General features: G+C 61.0%; 23 protein-coding genes and 1 pseudogene. 15 read left to right on the top strand and 9 right to left on the bottom strand.

The features are described from left to right. The first annotated feature begins 93 nt into the window (after positions 1-93). A complete protein-coding gene (locus CWE01_RS24180; RefSeq protein ID WP_100943063.1) occupies positions 94-576 on the top strand; it encodes a DUF4440 domain-containing protein in 483 nt (160 codons plus the stop codon). Between the two features lie 25 nt (positions 577-601). On the opposite strand, the gene CWE01_RS24185 is transcribed toward CWE01_RS24180, so the two are convergent. The 3 genes from CWE01_RS24185 to CWE01_RS24195 form a co-directional block, all read right to left on the bottom strand. After that, positions 602-916, bottom strand: a complete 315-nt coding sequence (locus CWE01_RS24185; RefSeq protein ID WP_177143884.1) for an AzlD domain-containing protein — start codon at positions 914-916, stop codon at positions 602-604. Further along, positions 916-1,614 (bottom strand): AzlC family ABC transporter permease, encoded by a 699-nt coding sequence (locus CWE01_RS24190; RefSeq protein ID WP_100943065.1) that lies wholly within the window; start codon positions 1,612-1,614, stop codon positions 916-918. Before CWE01_RS24190 ends, CWE01_RS24185 begins: the two co-directional genes overlap by 1 nt. 128 nt (positions 1,615-1,742) lie before the next feature. Then, positions 1,743-2,399, bottom strand: coding sequence for a ribonuclease T2 (locus CWE01_RS24195; RefSeq protein ID WP_100943066.1), 657 nt, complete (start codon positions 2,397-2,399; stop codon positions 1,743-1,745). 195 nt (positions 2,400-2,594) lie between these two features. On the opposite strand from CWE01_RS24195, the gene CWE01_RS24200 reads away from it, so the two are divergent. Continuing rightward, positions 2,595-3,419, top strand: coding sequence for an aspartyl/asparaginyl beta-hydroxylase domain-containing protein (locus tag CWE01_RS24200; protein ID WP_100943067.1), 825 nt, complete (start codon positions 2,595-2,597; stop codon positions 3,417-3,419). 123 nt (positions 3,420-3,542) lie between these two features. Here CWE01_RS24200 and fabV read toward each other — a convergent pair whose 3' ends face one another. Next, positions 3,543-4,739, bottom strand: a complete 1,197-nt coding sequence (fabV, locus tag CWE01_RS24205; RefSeq protein WP_100943068.1) for an enoyl-ACP reductase FabV — start codon at positions 4,737-4,739, stop codon at positions 3,543-3,545. A gap of 216 nt (positions 4,740-4,955) precedes the next feature. Here fabV and CWE01_RS24210 point away from each other — a divergent pair, with 216 nt between their 5' ends. Further along, positions 4,956-5,900: a sensor domain-containing diguanylate cyclase gene (locus tag CWE01_RS24210; RefSeq protein WP_100943069.1), complete on the top strand. Its 945-nt coding sequence runs from the start codon at positions 4,956-4,958 to the stop codon at positions 5,898-5,900. A gap of 378 nt (positions 5,901-6,278) precedes the next feature. Here the strand turns inward: CWE01_RS24210 and CWE01_RS24215 are convergent, their stop codons facing one another. From CWE01_RS24215 to CWE01_RS24225, 3 genes are all read right to left on the bottom strand, one after another. After that, complete coding sequence (locus CWE01_RS24215; RefSeq protein ID WP_100943070.1) at positions 6,279-7,037, bottom strand: molybdenum ABC transporter permease; 759 nt, start codon at positions 7,035-7,037, stop codon at positions 6,279-6,281. An 11-nt stretch (positions 7,038-7,048) separates the two neighbouring features. Further along, a complete protein-coding gene (locus CWE01_RS24220) occupies positions 7,049-7,975 on the bottom strand; it encodes an extracellular solute-binding protein (protein ID WP_100943071.1) in 927 nt (308 codons plus the stop codon). A gap of 210 nt (positions 7,976-8,185) precedes the next feature. Then, positions 8,186-8,449, bottom strand: coding sequence for a DUF2790 domain-containing protein (locus tag CWE01_RS24225; protein WP_100943092.1), 264 nt, complete (start codon positions 8,447-8,449; stop codon positions 8,186-8,188). A 326-nt stretch (positions 8,450-8,775) separates the two neighbouring features. Between CWE01_RS24225 and CWE01_RS24230 the strand changes: the two genes are divergently transcribed. From CWE01_RS24230 to CWE01_RS24250, 5 genes are all read left to right on the top strand, one after another. Then, on the top strand, positions 8,776-9,516 hold the full coding sequence (locus tag CWE01_RS24230) for a response regulator (RefSeq protein WP_100943072.1): 741 nt from the start codon (positions 8,776-8,778) through the stop codon (positions 9,514-9,516). Beyond that, positions 9,513-10,826 carry a HAMP domain-containing sensor histidine kinase gene (locus CWE01_RS24235; RefSeq protein WP_100943073.1) on the top strand — a complete coding sequence of 438 codons (1,314 nt, stop codon included), beginning with the start codon at positions 9,513-9,515 and terminating at the stop codon, positions 10,824-10,826. Before CWE01_RS24230 ends, CWE01_RS24235 begins: the two co-directional genes overlap by 4 nt. A 177-nt stretch (positions 10,827-11,003) precedes the next feature. Then, a complete protein-coding gene (gene ppnN, locus CWE01_RS24240; protein WP_100943074.1) occupies positions 11,004-12,377 on the top strand; it encodes a nucleotide 5'-monophosphate nucleosidase PpnN in 1,374 nt (457 codons plus the stop codon). A 208-nt stretch (positions 12,378-12,585) separates the two neighbouring features. Next, positions 12,586-12,837 carry a type II toxin-antitoxin system HicA family toxin gene (locus CWE01_RS24245; protein ID WP_100943075.1) on the top strand — a complete coding sequence of 84 codons (252 nt, stop codon included), beginning with the start codon at positions 12,586-12,588 and terminating at the stop codon, positions 12,835-12,837. Between the two features lie 8 nt (positions 12,838-12,845). Then, a complete protein-coding gene (locus CWE01_RS24250; protein ID WP_371917156.1) occupies positions 12,846-13,175 on the top strand; it encodes a type II toxin-antitoxin system HicB family antitoxin in 330 nt (109 codons plus the stop codon). Positions 13,176-13,217: 42 nt separating this feature from the next. Here the strand turns inward: CWE01_RS24250 and tam are convergent, their stop codons facing one another. Continuing rightward, positions 13,218-13,982 carry a trans-aconitate 2-methyltransferase gene (gene tam / locus CWE01_RS24255; RefSeq protein WP_100943077.1) on the bottom strand — a complete coding sequence of 255 codons (765 nt, stop codon included), beginning with the start codon at positions 13,980-13,982 and terminating at the stop codon, positions 13,218-13,220. 104 nt (positions 13,983-14,086) lie between these two features. On the opposite strand from tam, the gene CWE01_RS24260 reads away from it, so the two are divergent. The 3 genes from CWE01_RS24260 (at position 14,087) to CWE01_RS24270 (ending at position 16,006) form a co-directional block, all read left to right on the top strand. Continuing rightward, positions 14,087-15,010, top strand: a complete 924-nt coding sequence (locus CWE01_RS24260; protein WP_100943078.1) for a LysR family transcriptional regulator — start codon at positions 14,087-14,089, stop codon at positions 15,008-15,010. A gap of 76 nt (positions 15,011-15,086) precedes the next feature. After that, complete coding sequence (locus CWE01_RS24265) at positions 15,087-15,536, top strand: antitoxin Xre/MbcA/ParS toxin-binding domain-containing protein (RefSeq protein WP_100943079.1); 450 nt, start codon at positions 15,087-15,089, stop codon at positions 15,534-15,536. Next, positions 15,533-16,006 (top strand): RES family NAD+ phosphorylase, encoded by a 474-nt coding sequence (locus CWE01_RS24270; protein WP_100943080.1) that lies wholly within the window; start codon positions 15,533-15,535, stop codon positions 16,004-16,006. The genes CWE01_RS24265 and CWE01_RS24270 overlap by 4 nt, the downstream gene beginning before the upstream one ends. A gap of 2 nt (positions 16,007-16,008) precedes the next feature. On the opposite strand, the gene CWE01_RS24275 is transcribed toward CWE01_RS24270, so the two are convergent. Then, positions 16,009-16,446 (bottom strand): MarR family winged helix-turn-helix transcriptional regulator, encoded by a 438-nt coding sequence (locus tag CWE01_RS24275; RefSeq protein ID WP_100943081.1) that lies wholly within the window; start codon positions 16,444-16,446, stop codon positions 16,009-16,011. A 77-nt stretch (positions 16,447-16,523) separates the two neighbouring features. Here CWE01_RS24275 and CWE01_RS24280 point away from each other — a divergent pair, with 77 nt between their 5' ends. The 4 genes and pseudogenes from CWE01_RS24280 to CWE01_RS24295 form a co-directional block, all read left to right on the top strand. Next, positions 16,524-17,630 carry an NAD(P)/FAD-dependent oxidoreductase gene (locus CWE01_RS24280; protein WP_100943082.1) on the top strand — a complete coding sequence of 369 codons (1,107 nt, stop codon included), beginning with the start codon at positions 16,524-16,526 and terminating at the stop codon, positions 17,628-17,630. 317 nt (positions 17,631-17,947) lie between these two features. Next, complete coding sequence (gene dapA, locus CWE01_RS24285) at positions 17,948-18,823, top strand: 4-hydroxy-tetrahydrodipicolinate synthase (protein WP_100943083.1); 876 nt, start codon at positions 17,948-17,950, stop codon at positions 18,821-18,823. Between the two features lie 65 nt (positions 18,824-18,888). Then, positions 18,889-19,263, top strand: coding sequence for a DUF2784 domain-containing protein (locus CWE01_RS24290; RefSeq protein ID WP_100943084.1), 375 nt, complete (start codon positions 18,889-18,891; stop codon positions 19,261-19,263). A gap of 276 nt (positions 19,264-19,539) precedes the next feature. Beyond that, positions 19,540-19,857, top strand: a pseudogene (locus tag CWE01_RS24295) (ribonucleotide-diphosphate reductase subunit beta); the annotation flags it as partial.

Here is a 19,857-nt window from a genome sequence, read left to right on the forward strand (position 1 = left end):
AACGACACTTTTCACGTTCCTCGGACGATTAGGCTGGTTCACAGATGAACACGCACTGTCCTTCGAATTGCAGAATGCCTGCCAGGAGCAACCATGAAGCTGTTTTCCACGACCCGTCTCGCCAGCTGTTCCCTGCTGCTGGGTGCACTGATCACCCTCTCCACCAGCGGCGCCTTCGCCGCCTCGAACGAGGACGAGGTGCGCGGGTTCTTCAGCGATTTCGTCAAGGCGCAGAACGCCCACGACCTCAAGCAGATCCGCTCGATGCTCTGGGATTCGCCGCAGATGCTCTGGTACGCCCGGGGCGGCGCGAGCTGGGGCCCGGATGCGGTGGTCGAGCGCTTGAAAGACTATTACCAGGGCGTCTGGCAACTGGACCCGGACATGAGCAAGTTCCGCACCACGCAACTCAACGACACCGTGGCGCAAATCCTGGTGCCGGTGACTTTTACCCGCAGCCACGCCGGTGAAGCGCCGCAGAAAAACACTTTCCTGATCAGCCAGACCCTGCTGCGCGACGCCAACGGCTGGCATGTCGCGACGATCATGCCGGTGGCCGATACCAACTTCAAATAAGCCCCGCCAGCCGCTCAGCCCGAGATCAAGCCAACCACCAGCGCAGCAGGAAAAAGAACGCCATGCTCAGTAACATGCTGAGCAAGGTGTTGCGGGTGTAGAGCACCAGGCCGATGGCGACCAGCGAACTGAGCAGGTACGGATTGTCGTACTGCAGGTTCAACTGGTGATCGGGCAGGAACACGATCGGCCCGCAGATCGCCGTGAGCATGCCCGGAACGGCAAAGCCGAGGAACTGCCGGGCATTGCTGCTCAGGCGCACCGGCAAGCGCGGTTCGAGAAACACGTAGCGGTTGAGGAACACCAGCAGCCCCATCCCGAAAATCACCGCCCAGACCATCATTCGCGCCCCCGATACAGCTTGTTGCAGAGAAATCCCGCCGTCATTCCCGCCAGCCCTGACAGCACCAGGGCCGAACCCAGCTGCCAGTAGCTGAACAGCACCGAACAGAACAACGACACGGCCACACAGACCACGGTGGGGACATTGCGCACCACCGGGGTGATCAAGGCGATAAAGGTCGCGGCGATGGAGAAATCCAGCCCCAGGTGTTCAAGACCGGGAATACTGCGACCCAGCACGATCCCCGCCAGGGTGAACAGGTTCCAGGCGATATAGAACGTCAGCCCCACCCCCAGCGCATACCAGCGGTTGAACTGTTGCTTGTCGTGCTGGCTGGTCAAGGCGAACAGTTCGTCGGTCAGCAGGAAGCCCAGGCCGATCCGCCAGCGGCCGGGTAAAGGGGAAATCACCGAGCGCAGGCTCATGCCGTACAACAGGTGTTGCGAGGTCAGCAGCGCGGTGGTGAGCAGGATCGAGAAAATCCCGGCACCGCCCTTGAGCATGCCGATGGCCACCAGTTGTGCAGCACCGGCAAACACGATGCTGGACAAACCCTGGCCTTGCAGCGGCGTCAGGTTGGCCTCGATGGCCATGGAGCCGGCCAGCAATCCCCAGGGCGCGGTTGCCAGGGACAACGGCATGATGGCCACGGCACCGCGCAGGAAGGCGGCGCGAGGTAACAGATGATCGGACATAAGACTCGGGCACAAAGAAAAAGACGCTGACTTTGCCAGCCCGCCGCGCGCCTGTCTTGAACATTTGTGCACAACACGACACTTGGGCAGCGCGTCGAATCAAGCGCCGTCCAGGTATCCCCGACCGGTCAGCGAATCGGCGGCACGCGCACCGGCCCTTGGCGGCATTGGTTTTTGACGCCTTTGCCGCACTCGCCAAAACCCAGGTCCCTGGTCAGGCACACACGCACCTCGGCCAGTTCCGGCCCGCTGCAACGTACCGTCACACCGCCCTCGGGCATTCCTGGATTGCTCTGGCGGAACAGTTGGACGATCTGGTCGGCGGAGTATTCCCGCGGTGTCGTCGAAGGTTGCAGGGCTTGCGGAACCACCACGGTCCCGAGCGCCTTGTCAGCCGCGTTCAGATAACCCGAAGCGCCCAACCCACTGCAGGTGCCGTGTTTGTCCCATTCATGTTCCAGAAGTTTGCCCGAGGGAAACAGCGTGAGGCCCTGCTGCCGCTCCTGCGGTGTCAAGGGTGTCAGTGGCGGGCAGGATTGCGGCCAGCCACCCTTGGCATACTGCGGCCACAAGCCATGGAGCACAAAACCGTAACCCTTGCCGCTGCATTGCTGATCGTTGGCATGGGTCAGGCAGAAGGTCGGCGACCAGGACAAGGTCAGCAGGTAGTAATCGAAGACCCCCGCCACCGACTCGGTCTGCTGCCTCGATTGCCGGGCTTCGCTGAGACTTGCATGGCCCACCGTCAGGGCGATGAACAAGAGGACTACAGAAGATAATTTCATTGGTTTTCCTATCCCATCGGGCGCCATCATGGCGCTCAAAACATCGTAACCATAGCTTCAGATCAAGGTTTGTCTTGAACAAAAACTGTTAAATGTCACTGCAAAACAGTAATATTCAGCACTTTTTTCCAGGCTTTGCCGCGCCGTCCCGGCGCACGCCACACATGACGTAGTCGCTCTAGGGAGCAGTGTTTCATGAGTATTCGCAACATCCGCAAGAAAGTCGTCTCCGCCCTTTGGACCCTGGCCGTACTCTTGCTGATCTACTGCTTTCCGAAAACCATCCTCGGCTTTCTGCTTCTGGTCGTGGTTTGCGGTGTCTATGACTTCCTGCGCAACGGCATCTACACCGCCGAGCTGGCGAAGAAGTATTTTATCGGCAACGGTCGCAACACCTGGGTGCTGTCGCCCTTCAACTCGCTGTTCGACCTGATCAGCAAGCCCAACCGCGGCGTCTACAAGATGCAGGACCTGCCGGAAGACTGCCAGCGCGACCTGCAGCAGGTCATCGACAAGGCGATGAGCCACAAGGACGAGATCATCGACTATCTCGACTCGCGGATGGCGGAAAACAAGCGCGGCATGCTGTTCTTCCAGTGGTACGGGCGCAAGATCGACACCGAGCTGGATATCTCGGAACTCCAGCAGAAGTTCCCCTATGTCAAGACCGTGGGCGTGTCGGTGTTCAATGAAAACCGCTCGACGTCCTTCCACTTCGGCCCGCTGCGCATGATGTTCCGTGTGCTCTACAACATGGCTCCGGCGCCACACCATGAAGGCGTCTATATCCAGTGCCGCAAGCAGAAACACTACTGGCATGACGATCCGCTGTTCATTTTCGATGACACGCTGCTGCACGCGTCCTTCAACAAGAACGACGCCAAGCGTTACTGCCTGTTCATCGATATCGTCCGTCCGTCCTACGCCCCGCGCATTATCAGCGGCGCGATCGCGGCGTTCGCCAGCGCGGCGTTCACCCTGCGTCAGGGCTTCTACAAGAACTGGAAGGTCATCAAGTAACAACGGCTGGAGGTTGTGCCGCGCCTTCGAAGCTGCGCGGCCAAACCCGGTAATAGCCTTGAGGCGCTGGATTGACCAGCCCCTCAAGCGCCCGCCCCAACCCCGCAGGACGCGGGCGCTGATTCAGGCCTGGATCAGATTGACGATCGGCACGTCCGGGCTGACGTCGGCATCGTAATCCACACCTTCGACCCCGAAACCGAACAGACGCAGGAACTCGGCCTTGTAGCCGGCAAAATCCGTCAGTTCGTTGAGGTTTTCGGTGGTGACCGCATCCCACAGCTTCGCCACCTGCGCCTGGACTTCCGGCTGCAGTTCCTTGTAGTCGGCACGCAGGCGACCGTCTTCGTCAAGGATCGGGGTCGGCGAGTACAGGCTGTCCTTGTACAGGCCGTAGACCTGCTCGATGCAACCTTCGTGGGAGCCCTGCTCCTTCATCACCTTGAACAGCAGCGACAGGTACAGCGGCATGATCGGGATCGCCGAGCTCGCCTGGGTGACCACGGCTTTCAACACCGAGACCCGCGCGTCGCCGCCTTTGGCTGCCAGACGCTCACGAATCTTCAGGACCTTCTGGTCCAGGTCCTTCTTGGCCGCGCCAATGGAGCCGTTCCAGTAGATGTCGTGGGTCAGCTTTTCGCCCAGGTAGGTGAAGGCGGTGGTTTTCGCGCCGTCAGCCAGCACACCGGCTTCGTCCAGGGCATCGATCCACAGCTGCCAGTCTTCGCCACCCATGACCTTGACGGTACCGTCGATCTCTTCCTGGGTCGCTTCGGCCAGCGTGGTGACGTTGACCTCTTCCTTGTCGGTGTTCAGGCCACGCTGGGTGACCGACTTGCCGATCGGCTTGAGCGTCGAGCTGTAGACTTCACCGGTTTTCGGATCGGTACGACGCGGTGCCGCCAGGCTGTAGACCACCAGGTCGATCTTGCCCATGTCGCGCTTGATGGTCTCGATGGTCAGGCGCTTGACTTCATCGGAGAACGCATCGCCATTGATGCTCTTGGCGTACAGGCCTTTCTCTTCGGCAAACTTGTGGAACGCGGCGCTGTTGTACCAGCCGGCGGTGCCGAGCTTGCCTTCGTCGCCTTCACGCTCGAAGAACACGCCCAGGGTGTTGGCACCGCAACCGAAAGCCGCGGTGATGCGTGCCGCCAGGCCGTAACCGGTGGATGCACCGAGCACCAGGACGTTCTTCGGTCCGTCGCTGACCGGGCCTTGCTGGGTGACGTAGTCAATCTGTTGCTTGACGTTGGCTTCGCAACCCACTGGGTGGGTGGTCACACAGATAAAGCCACGAACGCGTGGTTTGATGATCATAAGGTTCCCTTTTTTCATAGGCCGATATCGACACTGACGGTAAGCAGCGTCGCGGATTCTAGTCATAGACGTTCAAAAAGCCGATGCGTCACTGCTTTTACAACACCGGCTGGCGCGGGGAAAGCAAAATCCCTTGCCTTGTATCGCCCAAACCTTGATTACCGGCCGCACGCGCAACATTCTAGCGCCCATCTCCGCCAGCGAGCCCGATCGACCATGAGCACCACCTCCGCCGCCGAAACCGATAGTGACGTCTACAAGACCCTGCTCGAATCGACCAAGGCCATTCCCTGGCGGATCGACTGGCAAACCATGACCTTCAGCTACATCGGTCCGCAGATCGAGGCCCTGCTCGGCTGGACACCGGACAGTTGGGTCGGGGTCGATGACTGGGTGTCCCGCATGCACCCGGATGACCGGGAGTATGTGGTGAACTTCTGTGTCTCGCAGTCCAAGGCCGGTGTCGACCACGAGGCCGACTACCGGGCACTGACCCGTGACGGCGAGTACGTATGGATCCGCGATGTGGTGCATGTGGTGCGCAAGGACGGTGAGGTCGAGGCGCTGATCGGCTTTATGTTCGATATCAGCGAACGCAAGAAAACCGAGGAGCACCTGATCCGTCTGCAAAAGCAGTTGGAGGAGTACTCGTTCCAGGACGGGCTGACCGGTATTGCCAATCGGCGCATGTTCGACACCGTGCTCGCCAGGGAGTGGGAGTCTGCCCAGCGCAATCAATTGCCGTTGTCGCTGATCATCCTGGATATCGACTTTTTCAAGCAGTACAACGACCACTACGGGCATATCAAAGGTGACGAGGCCCTGCGCCAAGTGGCCCAGACCCTGTCCCAGGCAACCAATCGGCCACGGGACTTCATTGCCCGGATCGGCGGTGAGGAGTTTATCTGGCTATTGCCCGAAACACCGGCGGACAAGGCCCGGCAAGTGGCGGAGAAATGTTTGCAATTGATTCGCCAGCAGCAGATCGAACATGAGAAATCGGCGATTTCCGGGCTGCTGAGTCTCAGCCTCGGGGTCGGCACCATACGCCCCACCGTCGATGAACCGGCACTGGGTTTTGTCGAGAAAGTCGATGAGTTGCTCTACCGGGTCAAGCGCAACGGCCGCATGGGTGCCGAGTACGCTAACTTCAGCAACTGACTGATCGGTGCGCCGGAGAGTGAGGTCGAGGTTCGGCGAAAGCGGATCTTCTAGCGTGGTCGTCGATACAATTGTGCGGATTTGTATCAATAATGACTATCAATACGGCTGATAAGCCATCATCCGTCGGCAGTGGTACTGTTCGCGCCGATGGCAACGTTATGCCTCAACTATTCTCCGGCTACCTGCCGGGAACAGTCACTGAGTCATCTCGACTTCATCATCCCTTTGGTAAGTTTTAGCTACTGCACTTTGTGTTTTACACGTTGTGCGGTAGCTTTTTTTGGGTCACTTCAAATAGCAGAACTTGATCCCTTCAAGAAAATTTTCGCGGGCGTTACTTTTTCATTACACCGGGAACAGTGGATTTATCCGCAACTACCACTTCGCGGTCCGGCCAAACGCCGACAGGCACCAGAGTGGAAACGGCAAGGTCACCAGCAACAGCAACCAGAGCAAGGCATAGACCGCATCCACCCCTTCGTTCTGCAGGTTGACAAACAATTTGACCGGAATGCCCTGGGGGAAATAGGCAAAGACCATGACGATGCCGAATTCACCGATCACCCGCACCCAGACAATCGCCAGCCCGACGGCCAACGCGCGTGCCGCCAGGGGCAAGGTGACGCGCCACAGTACCTGGGCGCCGGAGCAACCCAGGCCACGGGCGGCCTCTTCCAGGGATAACGGCACCGCTTCGAAGGCCGAACGCGCCGCCAGGACAAAATAGGAAAGCCCGCCATACAACTGGGCCAGGACAAAGGCCGGGGCATTATTGCTCAGCGAGACACCCAACCGCGCCAGCGGCTCACCCAGGGTGCCGTAAGGACCGTAGGCCGAGACCAGCAGGATTCCCATGGCCAGCGGCGGCGTCAGCAAGGCGATCAACACCAGCGATTCCACGCCACGCTTGAAGACCGAGCGCGTCCGCGCCAGCCAGCGGGCCAACGGCAGGCCCAGCAGCACAATCAGCGCACTGGAAATCACACTCAACCCCAGCGACACGCCCAGGGCGCTCCAGTCGCCATAGGCAAGTTGCAGATGCCCCCAGTCGGTTTCCCGGGCCAGTGCCAGAAACGGCAGGCCCAGCAGCAAGCCCGCCGGCACGCAGAGCCAGGTCGAAAGCCGGTGACTCACCGCCGAGCCCCTCAGTTGACCAGCGCCTGGCCCTTGGGCTGGCCATAACCATCGCGGGCAAACAGCGCCTGGCCTTCGGCCGACTGCATAAAGGCGACAAACGCCTTGGCCTGCTCAGGATTCGGCGCGTTCTTCAACACCGCCGCATAGAACACCAGCGGTTGTGGATGCAGAACCTGATCCTTGCCGGCCTTGTCCTTGAGACTGAGGCTGACCGTGTCGTACCAGTCCTTGGCGAACTGCGGGTTGCTCAGGTTGATCTCGTCCGGCAGCGCCACATAGGGCAACCCCGCCGACAAGGTCGCACTCTCGTAACCCGAGGCCGCGTCCACCTGCCCGGCCTCCAGGCGTGTCAGCAGCCCGCCTTCGCCAAAGACCTGGGCCGGGTTCTGCACTTCGCCGAGGATTCGCCGGGCCAGGCCGGGCTGGCGGTAGTATTTCTCGGCCAACTGCATCGCGAAGACGATGTTCTGCCCCTGCGGATCGGTCGCTGCATCGGTGCGTCCGAAGCGCAGTCCCGGCTTTTGCATCACCTGCCACCAGGGTTCGCCGGCATTGGCCGCCTGGCTGGCTTCGAACGCCTTGGCGAACGAGCTCTTGGGGTTGTAGGCAATCACCATGCGCGTACTGGCCACCGGCACCGCTTCATCCACCAGGCCGGCCTGGCGGAGAATATCGATGGGCCCCGGGGTGATCGAGACGAACACATCGGCCACCACTTTCTTCGACGCCAACAGCCGCGCCAGGCCATAGGCGCCCTCGCCCTGCCCCTGATAGGTCAGCTGATGCTTTTGAGCAAAGGCAGGTCCCAGGGACTTGTCCATGACCACCCCCATGGAACCGGCATAGGTGACGTGCAGGGCCTGCGCCGCCTGGACTGCCAGGGACATCGACAGGGCCAGTCCACTCATCGCCATTTTCCACAGGTACTTGCTCATGCTGCCGCTCCACCGCTATAGGGTAATGTATATAGCGGTGCAGCCTAATGCCCCGTATACAGGCAGGGAACCGGATCGGGCCGGGAAAAGGCGATATTGGGACTTGGCCGCTATCTTTTGTCCGTTAGCCTTGGCCGGCGACCTGATCGTCCGACGGTTGGGACGGGGACGATCAAAGGCAGGACGCCGGCGTTAAAGACCGAGGGCAACTCAGCTGCCTTCGTTGCAGTGGTCGGAGAACTTGCGGTAGTCGAGGATGTGCTCCTGGTTCTGGGAGTCGAGATAGGTCATCCGAGCGTTGACGACGCTGCACGCGGCACCGTCGCCTTCGCTGACGGACAACACTTTGCGGACATCCAGGTGGCTGCCGTAGGTGTAGGTCTCAGGCTGCACCTGGGATTCGGCACGGGCCGACAACGTGCAGATATTAAGGGCGGCAAAAAGGCAGGCGGCGTATATGGATTTGCTGTTCATGGTGGATTCCTGTCGGTTCAAGGGTGTTTTGTTCAGTGAGGCCGAGGCGATCTGCATCGCCTCGATGGAGCTCATTGAATGCCCTTGAGGTATCCCGAATGTGTCGCGAACCGGCAGCCGTTAAAGCTCAAGTGTCCCAAGGACCCTGAGATACAGATCGATACAAATCCCTCCGCCAATGGCCGGCCTGGCCCAGCCGCCGCCAGGCGTTTTTGCATACCTGTGTATCCGTAGCCCGCCAGATACACTGCAATACAAAGGCCCGATGCCAGCCGCCACCGCCCTCGCTAGACTGGGTCCCATACCAATATTGACGGAGCTGCCCCATGGATCATGTCGATCACATCCTGATCGTGGACGATGACCGCGAGATCAGAGAGCTGGTGGGCAACTACCTCAAGAAGAACGGCCTGCGCACCACCGTGGTCGCCGATGGCCGGCAGATGCGCGCCTTCCTCGAAACCACCCCGGTGGACCTGATCGTGCTGGACATCATGATGCCCGGTGACGACGGTCTGCTGCTGTGCCGTGAACTGCGCGCCGGCAAGCACAAGGCCACGCCGGTGCTGATGCTGACCGCACGCAGCGACGAAACCGACCGCATCATCGGCCTGGAAATGGGCGCCGACGATTACCTGGTCAAACCCTTCGCCGCTCGCGAACTGCTGGCCCGGATCAACTCGGTGCTGCGCCGTACACGGATGCTGCCACCCAATCTGATCGTCACCGAAAGCGGTCGACTGCTGGGCTTCGGGCGCTGGAAACTCGACACCAGCGCCCGCCACCTGCTGGATGAAAACGGCACCCTGGTGGCCCTCAGCGGCGCCGAATATCGCCTGCTGCGGGTGTTCCTCGATCATCCGCAACGGGTCCTGAACCGCGACCAGTTGCTCAACCTCACCCAGGGCCGCGACGCCGACCTGTTCGACCGCTCCATCGACCTGCTGGTGAGCCGCCTGCGCCAACGGTTGCTGGACGATGCCCGCGAGCCGGCCTATATCAAGACCGTGCGCAGCGAGGGTTATGTGTTTTCGCTACCGGTGGAAATCCTCGGTGCAGCCCAATGAAACCGTTTCTGCACTGGCCGCGCACGCTGGGCTCGCGCCTGTCGCTGATCTTCCTCGCCGGCCTGATCCTCGCCCAGGCACTGTCCTTCGGCGCGCAGTCCTACGAGCGCTATCAAAGTGCCAAGAGCGCCATGCTCGGCAACCTGGAAACCGATGTCTCCACCTCCATCGCCATCCTTGAACGCCTGCCGGCAAACGAACGCGAAAGCTGGTTGCCACGTCTTGAACGGCACAACTACCGCTACCTGCTGAACGAGGGCGTTCCCGGTATTCCCATGCAGCCGGATGAAGTACCGATCGCCGTACCTTCGCTCAAGGAGGCCATCGGTCGTGACTACCCGCTGACCTTCAGCGACATTCCCGGCCCGCGCAAGCACTTCCAGGCCCACCTGAAACTGCGTGACGGCAGCCCTGTGACCCTCGACGTTACCCCGTCGGTGATGCCCATGTCGCCCTGGCTGCCCTTTGTCCTGCTCGGCCAGTTACTGCTGATGCTCGGTTGCGCCTGGCTGGCGGTGCGGATTGCCGTGCGCCCGCTGACCCGCCTGGCCCACGCCGTGGAAAACCTCGATCCCAATACCCACGGCGTACACCTGGACGAAGCCGGACCGACCGAAGTGGCCCACGCAGCAGCGGCCTTCAACGCCATGCAGGCGCGTATCGCCACCTATCTCAAGGAGCGCATGCAACTGCTGGCGGCGATTTCCCACGACCTGCAAACCCCCATCACCCGCATGAAGCTGCGGGCCGAGTTCATGGACGACTCCACCGAGAAGGACAAGCTCTGGCAGGACCTGAGCGAAATCGAACACCTGGTTCGTGAAGGCGTGGCCTATGCCCGCAGCGTGCATGGCGCCACCGAAGCCAATTGCCGCATCGACCTCGACGCCTTTCTCGACAGCCTGGTATTCGACTATCAGGACACCGGCCAGGCCGTGGAACTGATCGGCAAGAACGGCGGGCTGATCGACACCCGCCCCCATGCCCTGCGACGCGTATTGGTCAACCTGGTGGACAACGCACTGAAATTCGCCGGCAGTGCGCAGATCGTGATCACCACCCGGGAAAACCGGCGACTGTCGATCCTGGTCCTGGACCGCGGCCCGGGTATCGCCCAGGCGGAACTGGAGGAAGTCCTCAAGCCCTTCTACCGCGTGGAAAGCTCGCGCAACCGCAGCACTGGCGGGACCGGCCTGGGCCTGGCCATCGCCCAGCAGCTGGCGACCGCCATGGGCGGCACACTGACCCTGAGCAACCGTGACGGCGGCGGCCTGTGTGCGGAACTGGAACTGGACGCCCGCTTGAGTTGAGCACCGGCGACACGCCTGCGGGTTTCGCGGCGCGTTAAAATCCTGCAAGCTGAACCGACCGGCACCAACCACCTGGGTGCCCGATTTAGCTATGCTAGGAAAACGCGTGCGCGCGAAGCCTTTCTGGTGCAGCCGGCGCCTTAGCAGCCCGGCGACATCGCCTTGATGGAATAAAGCATGACCCAACGATCGGTAATCAACGCCTCGGTTAGCCCCAAGGGCAGCCTCGAAACCCTTTCCCAACGTGAAGTGCAGCAACTGAGCGAAGCCGGCTCCGGCAGCATCTATACGTTATTCCGCCAGTGCGCCCTGGCCATCCTCAACACCGGCGCCCATGTCGACAATGCCAAGACCATTCTCGAAGCCTACAAGGACTTCGAAATCCGTATTCACCAGCAGGATCGCGGTGTCCGCCTGGAACTGCTGAACGCTCCGGCCGACGCCTTCGTTGATGGCGAAATGATCGCCAGCACTCGAGAAATGCTCTTCAGCGCCCTGCGCGATATCGTCTATACCGAGAACGAACTGGAAAGCCAGCGCATCGACCTGGACAGCTCCCAGGGCATCACCGACTACGTTTTCCACCTGCTGCGCAACGCCCGCACCCTGCGCCCCGGCCTGGAGCCGAAAATGGTCGTGTGCTGGGGCGGTCACTCCATCAGCACCGAGGAATACCAGTACACCAAGAAGGTCGGCCATGAGCTGGGCCTGCGCAGCCTGGATATCTGTACCGGTTGCGGTCCCGGCGTGATGAAGGGACCGATGAAAGGCGCGACCATTTCCCACGCCAAGCAACGCATCACCACCGGCCGCTACCTGGGCCTGACCGAGCCGGGGATCATCGCCGCCGAGGCACCGAACCCGATCGTCAACGAACTGGTGATCATGCCCGACATCGAGAAACGCCTTGAGGCGTTCGTGCGGGTGGGCCACGGCATCATCATCTTCCCGGGCGGTGCCGGTACGGCCGAAGAGTTCCTCTATCTGCTCGGCATCCTGATGCACCCGGACAACCGCGAACTGCCGTTCCCGGTGATCCTGACCGGCCCGCGCAGCGCAGAAGCCTACCTTCAGCAACTGAATGCCTTTGTGGTCGCGACCCTGGGCGAGGAAGCGCAGAAACACTACGAAATCATCATCGACAACCCGGCCCAGGTGGCCCGGCAGATGGCCCACGGGTTGAAGGCGGTCAAACAGTTCCGCCGCGAACGCAACGACGCCTTCCACTTCAACTGGCTGCTGAAGATCGATGGCGGCTTCCAGCATCCGTTCGATCCGACCCACGCCAACATGGCGAGCCTCAATCTCAGCCGCAGCCTGCCACCCCACGAACTGGCGGCCAATCTGCGCCGGGCGTTTTCCGGGATCGTCGCTGGCAACGTCAAGGACAAGGGCATCCGCCTGATCGAGGAGCACGGGCCTTACGAGATCCATGGCGATGCAGCGGTGATGCAGCCGTTGGACAAGCTGCTCAAGGCCTTCGTCGAGCAACACCGCATGAAACTCCCCGGTGGCGCGGCCTATGTGCCTTGCTATCGCGTAGTAAGCTAAACCCGCGACAACGATCTGTTTGTGCCTGCCGAACGGGTGCAAACAGATCCCCCTCCTGCGCCCAGCACATCGTTCCTGTAGGACCCGTCCAGAAAGCCCCCAGGAAACGTAAGCAGGCCCGAAAACCCTCTTGAACGCCGCGGCAAAACCACTCAATCTTGACCCATAACATCAGTGCAACTATATTTAGTTGCAGCAAGGAGGCTTGGTGTCCAAGAATGAAAAACTGCTCGCTAAACTGCTCAACCCCTGGTCGACCGTTACCTGGACGGAGCAGGTCACACTATTGGGCCACTTTGGCTACCGTCGGATCGAAGGTTCAGGTAGCCGGGTCAAATTCGACAACGGCGACCCGCAGGCAGCGATCAACCTGCATAAACCTCATCCTGGCAACGAGCTGAAAACCTATATCAAGCGCCAGGTAATCGATCACCTGCGTTCAGGAGGACTGATTTCGTGAGTAATCAGATGCACTACAAAGGCTATTACGGCTCCATCGAGGCCAGCGTCGAGGACAACTGCCTGTTTGGCAAACTCCAGTTCATCCGCGCACTGGTGAGTTATGAGGGGCAAACCGTGGCGGAACTGGAAGCAGCGTTCAAGGAGGCGGTTGATGACTATCTGGACACCTGCCAGCAGTTGAACCAGGCCCCCGAGATGCCCTGCAAAGGCTCGTTCAACGTGCGCGTAGGTCACGACCTCCATCTGGCCGCCGCGTTGACCGCGACGCGCCAGAAGGTGACCCTCAATGACCTGACCCGCCAGGCGCTGAGCGAGTATCTGCTGCACCACGCCTGATTCAGGACGTTGCACGAACCTTATCCTGCAACGCCCCCAGGATCAGCGACTCGCTACCACGAACAGGCGTGGGAACGGCAACAGCACCGTGCCATCAGCCAGCGCCGGGTAGGCCTCACTGATCGCGGCCAGGTAACGTTGCAGATAAGCCGCTTTTTCCGCCTCATCCAATGGTGCCAGGTATGGCCGCAGCGCCGAGCCCTTGAACCACTCCACCACGGCAGCGTGACCACCGGCCAACGGATGGTGATAGGTGGTGCGCCAGACATCCACCGTCGTGCAGTGCGGACGCAGCAGTTCATAGTAGAAGGTTGCGTCGTGCCGTGGCGGGTGTCGCACCGCACCGATCTTGTCCGCCCACGGTCCGCTGGCAGCCACTTCCCGCGCCAGCCGGTGCGACGGCTCCTGCATATTGTCCGGGGTCTGCACCGCCAGGCTGCCACCGGCCGCCAGCTTGCTCACCAGATGAGGATAGAGTGTGGCGTGATCCGGCACCCATTGCAGCGAGGCATTGGCCAGGATCACATCGAAGGTTTGGTCCGGGTTCCAGGTGGCGATATCGGCGAGTTCAAAATGCAACGCGGGCAAACGCTCCCGGGCACTGATGAGCATGTCGTCGGAACTGTCCATCCCGGTGACGCGCGCCCCGGGAAAACGCTGGGCCAGGACCTCGGTGGAGTTGCCCGGGCCGCAACCCAGGTCGACGGCCACACCTACCGTGCCGGCGGGGATGGCGGCCACCAGATCGCGGACGGGGCGGGTACGTTCTTCTTCAAATGTCGAATACTGCTTGGCTGACCAGGTCATCACGCTTCCTCTTGTATGTGGGGGAGTGAGCACAAGCGTAGGTTTTGCACGCCATGATGACAAATGCTAATAATGACAAGCTGCCATACTAAAAAGGTATCGAAATGCTTGAACTGCGTCGCTTGCACGCGTTTGTCGTGATCGCCGAAGAAGGTCATATCACCCGGGCGGCGGAGCGCCTGCATATGCAACAACCGCCCCTCACCCGCCTGCTGCAGAAGCTGGAAGCCGAGATGGGCGTGGCGTTGATGGAACGCCTGCCCCGGGGTGTTCGTCCGACCACGGCGGGCCTGGCGTTGCTGGAAGAAGCCCGTGCCGTGTTGGCGCGGGCCGAGGGCGTGACCGAGGTGGTGCGTCGCGCTGCCCGGGGTGAACAGGGGCGGCTCGGTATCGGCTTTACCAGTTCGGCGGCGCTGCACCCGTTTGTGCCGGGCGTGCTGCGGCACTTTCGCGAGGCGTTTTCCGGCGTGTCGGTCATCCTGGAAGAAGCCGGTACCGGTGAGTTGATGGACGCCCTGGTGCACGAACGCCTGGATGCCGCCTTCGTGCGCTCGCCCTTGAGCGGTACCCCGACCTTGCAGGCCGAGCCGATTCTGGTCGAACCGATGTTGCTGGCACTGCCGATGGATCATCCCCTGGCACAGGACACCCGTGTTCCCCTGCCCTTGTCCGCACTCGCCGGCGAAGCCTTTGTGCTGTATCGACGTCGGGTGGGACTGGGGCTTTACGACGCCATCCTGGTGGCGTGCCGTGAAGCGGGATTCAGCCCACAGGTGATTCAGGAGGCCCCACGCATGGCTGCCACACTGAGTCTGGTCGCCGCAGGCCTGGGGGTTTCCATCGTCCCGGCCTCGATGCAGCGCCTGCGGGGCGATGGCATTGCCTATCGCGCGTTGTCACAGTGCCCGGGACTGATCGCACCGCTGCACCTGGCAACCCGCGTGGGCGATAGCTCGTCGGTGCTGCGGCGGTTTCGGGAGTTGGTGATCGAAGCGGCGGCAATGGAGACCCCATCAGCGCAAATCTGAAAGCACTGGCACTTTCAATTATCCGGCATTTACCGGATACTACTCGGCAAATGCCGGAAAGAAAGAGGTATATCCCATGTTGGCCGAAGTGATGCGCGAACCCGCCTACGGGGCCTATCGGCTGCGGCTGGAATACCTCCTGCAGATTCCGACGGATGCGAGCGAGCTTGAGATTCACGAGATGATCCAGTTCGGCTTCGAGGCCAGCAGGCTGATGAAGCTTTGCGACCAGGGCGACGTCACGCCTCTGGAGCGCGATCAGATCATTCCGCTCAAAACCCTCAAGACTCGCGTGGCCAAGGACCAGCGGTTGACAGTCGAAGAAAGTGACCGGTGGTTTCGCGCCGCCCATATCACCGCCATGGCCGACGCTCTTTTCGGCAATGATGAAAAAGCCAAGCGCTGGCTCTCCAAGTCCAAGGACCGTTTCTCGGGGAAAAGCCCCATGGCCATGTTGTCGACCATCCAGGGGACCCGTCAGGTCGAGGAGATGCTCATACAACTGGCCGAAGGATTCTCCTTTTGATTTTCTGGCGAATCAGCGCATTTGCCGACTTGACGGGGCGTGGCGGGGCCCTCGCCAGTGGACGCTGGCACACGGCAGGCAGGCCCGTCGTCTATCTCGCGGGAACTCCGGCCGGGGCCATGCTGGAAATCCTGGTTCACCTGGAAGTAGATCAGGAGGATTTTCCGGAAACCCTGCAACTGCTCAAGGTCGAGATAGTGGGTAATGCAAGCATCGCTGCGCCCCCTTCACTCAACGCAGATTGGGCCGATGACCCGCGTCACACCAAGGGCTTGGGCGATGCGTTTCTCAAGAGCACCATGGCACTGTTGCTGCCGGTACCCAGCGCCATCATGCCCCACACCCAGAACTACCTCTTCAACCCCCTGCACACAGACGCGACCAAGGCCGTGGTGACCCGCGAAACCTTCAAGCTGGATAATCGCCTGCTCAAGAACCGCCAGGTTTCAAGCAAGGTCCTGCATGAGTGATGTCAGGAATCAGCACGCAAATTGGCATTGGCTCGCTGCAGAAAGTCCACAAAGCGGGCCACTTCTTCCTCACTGAAACCCGTCAGCGCCTTGGTGTTTCCCGCCCCCAGAATCTCTATCGCCTGTGGTATCCGGGCGAGCCCCAATTCGGTCAACTCGACGATCTGGATGCGCTTGTGTTCCGGATCGGGCCGGCGGCGGATCAGTTGATCCCGCTCCAGACGAACCAGGGTCTGGGCCATCGACGGCTGCTCGACCTGCAGCAAACGCGCGAGCTCAGCCTGGGTCCGCGCCTCCCCCCGCTGCAGGGCCCCCAGCACCGGCATGCTGGCCATGCCGATGCCCAGCGGACGCAAACGCACCTCGGCCTGCCGGATCAACTCCTGCGACACACGCTTGATCAGAAAGGACGGCACCCGGTTCAGATCTAAATTGTTCATGTAGCGCCCTCTTGTCATAGGTGCCTATGCTAATTCATCATAGGTGCCTATGACAAACCGCGCTCTGGAATGACACCATGGTCTCGAATCCACGTATCGCCATCGTCGGCGCCGGCCTCGGCGGCTTGATGCTGGCCCGTATGCTGTACCTCAAGGGCGTGCCTTTCCTGATCTTCGACCGCGATGAATCCGTCTCGCACCGGCCACAGGGCGGCATGCTCGACCTGCACGTGGAAACCGGTCAATACGCGCTACGCCTGGGCGGGTTGTTCGAAATCTTTCAGCAATTGGCCCGCTACGAAGACCAGGGCCTGCGGCTGTTCGACCAACATGGCTCCTTGCTGCTGGAAAAGGCCGATGCGGAGAGCGGCGACCGTCCCGAGATCGATCGCGGCCAGCTCAGGGAACTGCTGCTGGAATCGATCCCGGAAGACACCTTGCGCTGGGGCCATACCCTCAGGGAAGCCGAGCAACAGGACGATGGCTATACCGAACTGCGCTTCGACAACGGCCTGAATCAGCGCTTTGAGCTGGTGGTTGGCGCCGACGGTGCCTGGTCGAAAGTCCGGGCACTGGTCTCGACAACACAGCCGTCCTTCTCCGGGCTCACCCTGCATGAACTGTCGATCCCCGATGCCGATGCCCGTTATCCCGAGGTCGCGCAACGGGTCGGGCGCGGCATGCTGATCGCCAAGGGCAAGCGCCAGACAATCTTTGCCCAACGCAACGCCAACGCCCATATCCGCGTGTATGCCGCCTTGCATCGGCAGGCAACAACGCACGAAGCAAAAACCAGGGCCGACCTGCTCCACGACTTCAAGGACTGGGACGCCTCCTTGCTGCAACTGCTTCACGTAGCGGACGAGCCTGTGCGCCCCTGGCCGGTTCATGTGCTGCCGATCGGTCATCGCTGGGAGCGCCGCGACGGTGTCACCCTGCTGGGCGATGCCGCGCACCTGATGCCACCCGCTGGCGAAGGCGCCAACCTGGCGTTGCGTGATGCAGTGGACCTGGCGGATGCGCTGCTGGACGATCAGGACTGGAAGGCTGCGGTTCGAGCCTATGAACTGGTGATGTTCGAACGCGCCGCCCTGGCCGCCGCCGAGGCCGACAAAATGATGATGGTCGACTCGGCCGAAGAGAACCTGGAACTGATGAAAAGCCATCTGGGCGCCGAAGCCTGAGCCACATCTGATCCACATCGGCAATTGACAAACCCGGCGCCAGCTTTTAAAAATGGACGCCTGATCCTGGGTGTAAACAAACATGTGCGCAACGCTCAACCCCATTGCTGTCGCCGTTGGCTTGAATGCCAAGGCACCAGCGTGCGTTGCGTTTGCCCCTAAATCGAAGAAACAGTCGCTCATGTGACCGGGGCGCGCTGTCCCGTCAGATGAGCTGACAGGACATTGAGCGCGACGACGGGTCACCCCTCCTCTTCTCCCAACTTCCTTCTACGCTTCTGACGGTGACGACACGGTCAACCATCAGGAGAAAGTGCATGTCATCGTTTCAAGGTATCTGGGTTCCCCTCGTCACGCCGTTCGTGAACCAGGCCATCGACTTCGTCGCCTTGCGGCGGCTGGTGGTTCATCTGCTGGACAGCGGCGTCGACGGCATCGTGGTCTGTGGCACCACCGGGGAAGCCGCCGCACTGGGCAAACATGAACAACTGGCGGTGCTGGATGCCGTGCTGGAACTGGTCCCGCCACAACAGGTGGTGATGGGCCTGGCCGGCAACAACCTCAGCGAGTTGCTGCAGTTCCAGAGCGAGATACTCAAGCGTCCCCTGGCCGGGCTGCTGGTGCCCGCGCCCTATTACATCCGCCCGTCCCAGACTGGCCTGGAAGTGTTTTTCAAGACTGTCGCCGATGCCTCCAGCGTGCCGATCATTGTCTACGACATTCCCTATCGCACCGGGGTGAGCTTCGAACAGGCGACCCTGCTCAAGATCGTCGCCCATGACAATATCGTCGCCATCAAGGACTGCGGCGGCAACCTGAACAACACCCTGGCGGTGCTGGCCAGCGGCCGGGTCGATGTGCTGTGCGGTGAGGACAACCAGATGTTCAATGCAATGTGCCTCGGCGCAACCGGTGCGATTGCGGCTTCGGCGCATATCCATCCCGAGTTGTTCGTCCAGTTGCACCGGCAGATCCGGGAGCAGCAGCTCATGGCCGCCAGGACAACGTTTTTCCAGCTGACACCGCTGATCCAGGCCCTGTTTGTCGAGCCCAACCCCGGCCCGGTGAAAACCGCCCTCGCCCTTCAGGGATTGATTCGTGACGAACTGCGCGCGCCCATGCAAACCAGCAGTGAAGCCACGACCCAGCGCCTGAAAGACATCCTCGCAACGCTCAAGCCCGACGCCCGGTAGAGGCCGGACCAGCGACCCGGGTAGGATATCCGCACTTACGTCATGGATCAGAAAAGAAAGTCGAGATGTTCTACCGGATAGCGGCCGACGGGCTGGTGTCGTTTCACCTGTTGTTCATCCTGTTCGTGCTGTTTGGCGGGCTGCTGGTGCTCAAATGGCGCTGGCTGATCTGGTTGCACCTGCCCGCCGCGACCTGGGGTGTGGCCGTCGAAGCCTTCCACCTGGAGTGCCCGCTGACCCGTTGGGAAAACCTCTTTCGCCAGGCCGCCGGACAAAGCGGTTATGGTGAGGGCTTTATCGAGCACTACCTGATTCCGCTGATCTACCCCGCCGGGCTGACACCGACGATACAGCTTGGTTTAGGCGCCTTGGTGCTGCTGCTCAACCTCACGGTTTACCTGCATCTGTTCAAAACCCGACGCCTGAAAGCCGCCCTCTAGACACCTCACCGAGGGGCTGCGGCGAAACAGCGCGTTGCGCCCCCACGGATTGACCGACTGAAAAAACCACCATATAGTGTGCCGACACCAAAGAAAAACACTACATGATGTGCCATGCTTCTCCTACGGCACCTTTCATCCCCCTGGAGCGCCAGGGTTTTCCAATGCCTGCTTGTGCTGTGAATCCTGTTGAACGGGAGCTCTAAACACGTGTCTACCTGCCTGACGAAAAGGCAGTGAACCAGGCCTACCAACACCCCACACAAGGAACATCCGATGCTCAGCTGGGACGAATTCGACAAGGAAGAAGGCGCGGCGGCCATCAAGGGCGCCAACGCCGGCCACGCTAGCGAAGCCAACATGGACCGCCTCGACAGCGCCGGTGGCGCCGCGGCCCAGGCAGCCCGTGCCGTGACCACTTCCGACTCGGCCGCCATCGCCCGCGCCAAGGCGGCACTCGATGCCCTGGACGTGGCCGAAGGCCTGGCTGAACTCGAAGGCGCCTCGGCCCGTGTCGCGGTCGACGAAAAGCGCATGATCAACTGCCGCGCCGACCTCAACCAACTCGTACCATTCAAGTACGACTGGGCCTGG

Origin of the sequence: Pseudomonas sp. QS1027 (assembly GCF_002814235.1) — a bacterium.
In the GTDB taxonomy this organism is placed as follows: Bacteria; Pseudomonadota; Gammaproteobacteria; order Pseudomonadales; family Pseudomonadaceae; genus Aquipseudomonas.